Genomic DNA, 6,009 nt, shown 5'->3' with positions numbered 1-6,009 from the left:
AAGGCATCCATTGTCGCATCCAACTTTGCGGCTTGCGACTGGGACACCTTGAGCTTGCAGGAGACGGTCAGGACTTGGGTCATGGTTCTATCATACATAACTTCCGCATTCCTCCCGACACTGACCCTACGGGTACAGTGCGGGGCTCCTGCGATTTCTAGCTGAAGATATCCCTTCAATTCTAGTCAGTTGGGGATGGGATCCCGTTGAGCTGCCAAGAGAAGGGCATTGACAATGGCAGCAGCAACTGGGGATCCGCCTTTGCGGCCCTCCACGCGAATCTGGGGAACATCCGTTTGCGCCAACGCCTGCTTGGCCTCTTCCACCGCCACAAATCCCACCGGCACTCCGATCACCAAGGCCGGCTTGACCCGCTGCGCCCGAATCTCCTCCACCAAAGCCAGCAGTGCAGTGGGGGCATTGCCGATGACAAACAGGGCTTCCGGATGGCGGCGTGCTAAGTTCACCATCCCATTAGCGGCACGGGTTTGGCCGGGCCAACGAGGCTCCTCCACCCAGTCCAAAGCGCAATGGAGCGGGATCCCTTGGGCTTTCAGACCTGACTGGATCCCAGCTGCCACCATCCTGACATCGACAATGACAGGCTGCTTTTGCCGTAGGGCTGCCAGGGCGTGTTCAACGGCGTTGGGGCCGAAGAAAAAGCGATCCCGCAGCTCAAAGTCGGCAGTGGCATGAATGGCACGGCGCACCACCTCATAAGGGATCCCTTGCCAGGGGTGGGGGCCGATCTCCTGATCGATCTGGCGAAAGCTGGCAGCGGTAATCGGGTCTATCCCGAAGGCTTCATCCATTGGGTCTGGGGTTATGGACACAGTCATGCTGGCATGTCCTGGAAGATATAGAAGAACCGGTGGCAAAGTACGTCCTATTAAATGATGAGCCGAGGAAACCACTAAGATTGGTCTAGCCTAAATTGGAGATGAGCCTATTGTTGTCACCCACTCCTCCCTTGCACAGACTCAACTCCCATCCTTCCCCTTCTGCTCGGGTCAGCGCCAATTCCGTCGGCAATCCCGGTTTCTCCTCTGTTGATGCGCCCTCCCCTTCCCCAACGGGCAGCGACAGGGATCCCTTGTCGGCTTTGCCTCGCTACGGCTACTCCCAAACCTGGCATTGGCGGGGCTGGCCCATCCATTTCACCTACACCCCTAGTCGCGCCCAAACCCTTGCCGGTGTCGTCAACTTGACGGCAGCTCCGGCCCTTTTAATCCATGGATTTGGAGCGTCAGTGGGTCATTGGCGCCACAACATTCTCCCTCTGGGATCCCAGCGCTCCGTCTATGCCCTCGACCTGCTGGGATTTGGCAAGAGTGCCAAGCCGGAGATCGCCTACAGCGTTGATCTGTGGGTGGAGCAGGTGTACGAGTTTTGGCAAACTCACATTCAGCAGCCCAGCATCCTGGTAGGCCATTCCATCGGGGGCTTGGTGGGGGTAATTGCCGCCGCCCGCTATCCCCAGATGGTGAAGGGCCTGTGCTTGATTAGCTGCGCCGATGGGCCCCATCCGGAAGAATTGCCCTCTCCCTGGGATGCTCTGGTGCGAGCCCTATGCGAAGGGATTCTGTCGTTGCTGGGGTGCCCCCTCACTTATCCCCACCTCTTCAACTGGCTGCGACAAACCGAGGTGCTACGAGCTTGGATCAAGAATGTCTACAAGCGGGATGAGCAGGTGGATGACGAGCTGGTGCAGATCTTCCAGAGGCCGGCCTTTGAGCCAGGGGCAGCCCACGTGTTTTTGGACGGTCTGAGGGCCATTCTCTGCCGCCGCTTCGACAGCCCCAAACGCCTGCTGCCCACCCTAAAAATGCCTATCTTGCTACTTTGGGGCCGAGAAGATCCGGCAGTGCCCAGTTTTTTGGCAGACCAATTTAAGCGCTGGCAACCTGCCCTCGCCTTGGTGAAGCTGCCGGGAGTAGGCCACTGTGCCCACGACGAGTTGCCCCACTGGGTCAACACCCTCATCGGGGAATGGGCGGCCAGTCTGGAGACCTGCCCTGACTTGCCCACCCACCTTCGGCGGGATCCCCGAGTCGGCTAGCTCAGCAAGTGATCTGAGCTATTCCCGGCAAGGTGCCACAAGTGAGGGCTATCGGCACAGGGCCCCCCCAGCTTGGAACACCCCCAAGCCAAATCCCAGCCTGCTGCCGGGAAAAGGGATCCCGCTCAGAGATCAGGGGGCAGCTTGAGGATCTGATGCTGGCGCATCCCCTGCCAGCGGCGAATGAGATCGCCATCAATACCGAACTGATCCAACGCCTTCACCACCACAAAATCCACCAAATCTAGGATGGTACGCGGCTGGTGGTACCAAGCTGGAATGGCCGGAACAATGCGCGCCCCCGCTTCTGCCAGAGTGGTCAAGTTGCGCAGGTGGATCAGGCTAAAGGGGGTTTCCCGCGGCACCACCACCAAGCGTCGTCCCTCCTTGAGCTGCACATCGGCAGCCCGCTCCAGCAGATCCGAACTCAAGCCGGCAGCCAACTTGGCAACTGTACCCATGCTGCATGGGATCACCAACATCCCCTGCGTGCGATAGGAGCCACTGGCAATGGTTGCCCCCACATCCTGCCAGCGATGACAAACCAGGGATCCACCGCTGCTCTCGGCTTGTTGTCGCCAAAAGTGGGCCTGCTTGCGGGGGTCTGTCGGCAGCAGCACCCCGTGTTCTCCCTGCCACACCTGATAGGCCGCTTTGGAGACCACCACTTCGACACAGTAGTCCAGGCTGAGCAGAACATGCAGAGCACGCACAGCATAGAGCATCCCTGAAGCGCCAGATACGCCAAGGATGATAGGCAGAGAGGATGTCAAGGGCCGCCGGGGAACGTCTTCTGCTCAAGTCTAGCGAGGGGAGCTGTCCCTCGCCTGCTCAGGGGATCCCTAACCCACTGCTCCCAAAGACTTGCACAACGCGGGATAAAAATGCTCCTGGCACAGGTTGAAGGCAGCGCTCAAGTCGCAGTCTGGCTCTTTGCTGTTAGGTTTGCAGATTTTGTCGCCCGTTGCGGATCACCCGCAAGGATTCCAACAACCGCAACTCCAGGTCTTGCAAAACCTGATCCACGTAACGGTGGGCCTCCCGCTGCAGGCGCTCCGATTCCTGAAGCGTCTGTCGCCGCACTTCCTCACTCTGTTGATAGGTTTGTTGCAACAACTGCTCCGCTTGAGCTTGGGCCTGTCGCAGAATGGTCGATTCGTTGAGGAGCTGCTCGGCCCTGCGCTGGGCCGTGGCCACAATTTCTTGGGCGTAGCGATTGGCCTCCGCCAAGATCCGATCCCGCTGGCGCAGCAATTCTTCCGCTTCCTCCAGGGCTGTCGGCAGGTTCAGGCGGATAAAGTCTAACTGCTCCAGAATCTTTTCTTCTTCAATGAGGGTGCGAGACCAGAACAGACGAGGGCTGCTGAGAATGGCTGCCTCCAGTTGATCTAGGGCCTCCTGGACGCGCATCAGCGCCAGGGTCTGATCCCCAAACGGTACGCCGGCACGATTGGAAGCATCAGAGGGCAATTCTCGCATCAGTCCAGAAGAAAGTGGCCGCGCCAAGCAAACGGGCAAAGCAGGCAAGATAACGCCTACCATATCAGGTTCTCGGTTTCCTGAATCTGCGCAGTCTCCCCTTCGCTCCAACCCCTCTTTGGTCAAGGAGATGTTCTTTCTGATACTCAAATATGGCAGATTTTCCCCCTTGCAGAGGCTATGAGCCAAGCGGCAGAGGCCGGCGCCGGTCAGTTGGTGCCACAGCCGTTGTTTTATCCATTGGAGCTGAAGTTGCCCGGCTGCAAAAAGAGCGCCAACGGAAGTTCGTTTTTTGAGTTGCTGCCAATTCCCTGAAGATGGCCAAGCTCCGGGTGGTTGACAGCAACCTGTGGCACACTGAGGAGAAAGGAGTTAGAGCCCGAGCTGCTCATGCCACAACCGCAGCCCCCCCGCAGACTGGAAGACCAATTTGTGGAGAATGTCTCCCGTTACCCCACCTACTTTATTACCGTTTTGCTGGGGGGGATCTGGGCCGGCCTCCAGCCTTTTGTTAGCCTGTATCGCAAAAGTCCAACAGCGGCGGCCATGGTGACGCTGGGATCCCTGCTGTTGCTGCTGTTTGTTTATTTCACCCTGCGAGCCATGACAGGGAATACCTTTTTGCCAGAATGGCTGCTGGGTTAGCCGTACAGTGGACGCCGGAAGCAGAGGCACGCCTCAAGGAGATTCCTTTTTTCGCCCCGCCGCCCGCAAGAAAAGCGAAAAGCTCGCCCGGAAATTGGGGATCCAGCAGATACGGTGGACACCTCTGAGCAGGCCACGCAACAATTGGGCTCTTGAGGGATCCCGGCTGCAAGTCGTAGCGAGGGGATTGGATTTGCCGCTAGCTTGGTAGAGGTGTTCTCCTCCGTTCCCTCGTTTATTTTTGCAACTCATGGCAGATTGGATCCTGTTGGCGCTGGTGGGTTCTGCAACCTACCTGCTGCTGCAAAAAAGTGTGGCCCGCCTCTCAAAGGTGCCGTGGCGGATCCTGTGGCTGGTGATGATGCTGCCCCCTTTGGTTTGGGTGCTGGGGCGTCAGGTGTTCCAGTACGAGGTGCCCCCCTTGCTGATGCTGCTGCTGTTTCTCACCTCTTACTTTACCAGCATGACCTTGGTGAGACGAGGGGGCATTCGACCCCCAACCGTAGACCCTCGGCCCGAAGTGGAAAACGCATCCCCAGAAGCGGATCCCTCGCCGGCTGCAGAACCTGAGCCGGAGGAAGAGGAAGAAGACAGCGCCGCAGATCCGGTCTCGGTGGCTCTTGCCCACACCCCCATCTCCGAAGTGCCGCGGGAAAAGCTGAGCCACTGCTTCCCCTGGAGCGTCTTTTATTTGCAAAACGTGGAGTACCGTCCCCAGGCGATCATCTGCCGGGGCAACTTGCGGGCGGATCCCAGTGAAGCCTATGAGCGGGTGCAGCAGAATGTGGAAACCACCTTCGGCAAACGCTTTTTGGTGGTGCTGCAGGAGGGGTTTGCCGGCAAGCCCTTTTTTGCCCTGGTGCCCAACCCGGCGGCGCGGCGCTCCCCGGCGGACAGTCGAGAGTTCCCGCTGCTGGCTCTGGGGTTATTGCTGTTCACCTTCTGGACCACCCTCAGTGCTGGGGCCCAAGCGGCTGGGGTCAGCCCTGACCGGCTACTGCATTTGCCCTCTCTGATGCAAGGGTTGCCTTATGCTCTAGGGATCCTTGCCATTTTGGGATCCCATGAGTGGACTCGCTACTGGGTGGCCCGCCGCCACCACATCAAAACCTCGCTGCCCTATTTCATTCCGGTGCCTTTTGTTCTGGGAACCTTTGGGGCGTTTATCCAGTTGAAAGAGCCGGTGCCCAACCGCAAGGTGTTGTTTGATATCGCCGTCGCCGGGCCGCTGGCAGGGAGCCTTGTTGCTTTGGGCATGTTGTTGCTGGGGCTGGTGTTTTCGGCGCCTGTAGATCCTCCCGCGGTGCCCGAGGGGCAGCCAACCCCGATTAGTTTTCATCGCCTTGACCCGCGCCTGTCGGTGCTGCTGGCAATTCTGGCCCGCATGGTGCTGGGGGATCAGTTGCAGCCGGGGCAGGTGATCGATCTGCACCCGCTGGCCTTTGCCGGCTGGCTGGGGCTGGTGGTGATCGCGTTTAACCTGATGCCGGTGGGCCAACTGGATGGGGGGCACATTGTCCACGCGGTGTATGGACAGCAGATGGGAGCGAATGTAGGCCGGGTAGCCCGCTGGTTGGTGCTGCTGCTGGCCTTGACGGTGCAGCCTTGGCTGTTGCTCTGGGCGCTGCTGCTGTTTGTGATTTCCAGTGCCGACGAGCCGGCCCTCAACGATGTGACGGAACTGGACGAGGCCCGGGATCTGCTGGGGCTGGGGATGCTCACGCTGCTGGTGCTGATCCTGCTGCCGGTGCCGCCGTTTTTGCAAAATGGGCTGGGCTTGGCCTAGATCCGGGGTAGGATCCAAACCGCCCCTGACCTCGTTCTTC

The 6,009-nt window shown here is 59.2% G+C and carries 6 protein-coding genes; 3 read left to right on the top strand and 3 right to left on the bottom strand.

Annotation, left to right across the window (positions count from 1 at the left end):
• Positions 1–185 precede the first annotated feature (185 nt).
• Entirely contained in the window at positions 186–839 is a 654-nt protein-coding gene (locus tag ACVWYZ_RS09520) for a cobalt-precorrin-8X methylmutase (protein WP_457466901.1), read from the bottom strand.
• Between the two features lie 101 nt (positions 840–940).
• Between ACVWYZ_RS09520 and ACVWYZ_RS09515 the strand changes: the two genes are divergently transcribed.
• A complete protein-coding gene (locus ACVWYZ_RS09515; RefSeq protein WP_457466900.1) occupies positions 941–2,059 on the top strand; it encodes an alpha/beta fold hydrolase in 1,119 nt (372 codons plus the stop codon).
• A 125-nt stretch (positions 2,060–2,184) separates the two neighbouring features.
• On the opposite strand, the gene ACVWYZ_RS09510 is transcribed toward ACVWYZ_RS09515, so the two are convergent.
• Both ACVWYZ_RS09510 and ACVWYZ_RS09505 read right to left on the bottom strand, forming a co-directional pair.
• Positions 2,185–2,832, bottom strand: coding sequence for a flavin prenyltransferase UbiX (locus tag ACVWYZ_RS09510; protein WP_414356563.1), 648 nt, complete (start codon positions 2,830–2,832; stop codon positions 2,185–2,187).
• A gap of 166 nt (positions 2,833–2,998) precedes the next feature.
• Complete coding sequence (locus ACVWYZ_RS09505) at positions 2,999–3,601, bottom strand: ATP synthase subunit B family protein (RefSeq protein WP_414375148.1); 603 nt, start codon at positions 3,599–3,601, stop codon at positions 2,999–3,001.
• 327 nt (positions 3,602–3,928) lie between these two features.
• Here ACVWYZ_RS09505 and ACVWYZ_RS09500 point away from each other — a divergent pair, with 327 nt between their 5' ends.
• The gene (locus tag ACVWYZ_RS09500) at positions 3,929–4,183 is read left to right on the top strand and encodes a DUF751 family protein (protein WP_457466899.1); all 255 of its coding nucleotides are present in this window, start codon (positions 3,929–3,931) and stop codon (positions 4,181–4,183) included.
• A 250-nt stretch (positions 4,184–4,433) separates the two neighbouring features.
• Positions 4,434–5,969: a site-2 protease family protein gene (locus ACVWYZ_RS09495; protein WP_457466898.1), complete on the top strand. Its 1,536-nt coding sequence runs from the start codon at positions 4,434–4,436 to the stop codon at positions 5,967–5,969.
• Positions 5,970–6,009 lie beyond the last annotated feature (40 nt).

The sequence above is a fragment of the Thermostichus sp. MS-CIW-37 genome, from assembly GCF_054060065.1.
Note: the sequence above shows the minus strand (reverse complement) of the source record. Positions and strands in the feature narration are given on the sequence as shown.

Coding starts and splice junctions, on each gene's coding strand:
- ACVWYZ_RS09520 (WP_457466901.1), bottom strand. CDS start 839: ATGACTGTGTCCATAACCCCAGACCCAATGGATGAAGCCTTCGGGATA.
- ACVWYZ_RS09515 (WP_457466900.1), top strand. CDS start 941: ATGAGCCTATTGTTGTCACCCACTCCTCCCTTGCACAGACTCAACTCC.
- ACVWYZ_RS09505 (WP_414375148.1), bottom strand. CDS start 3,601: ATGGTAGGCGTTATCTTGCCTGCTTTGCCCGTTTGCTTGGCGCGGCCA.
- ACVWYZ_RS09500 (WP_457466899.1), top strand. CDS start 3,929: ATGCCACAACCGCAGCCCCCCCGCAGACTGGAAGACCAATTTGTGGAG.
- ACVWYZ_RS09495 (WP_457466898.1), top strand. CDS start 4,434: ATGGCAGATTGGATCCTGTTGGCGCTGGTGGGTTCTGCAACCTACCTG.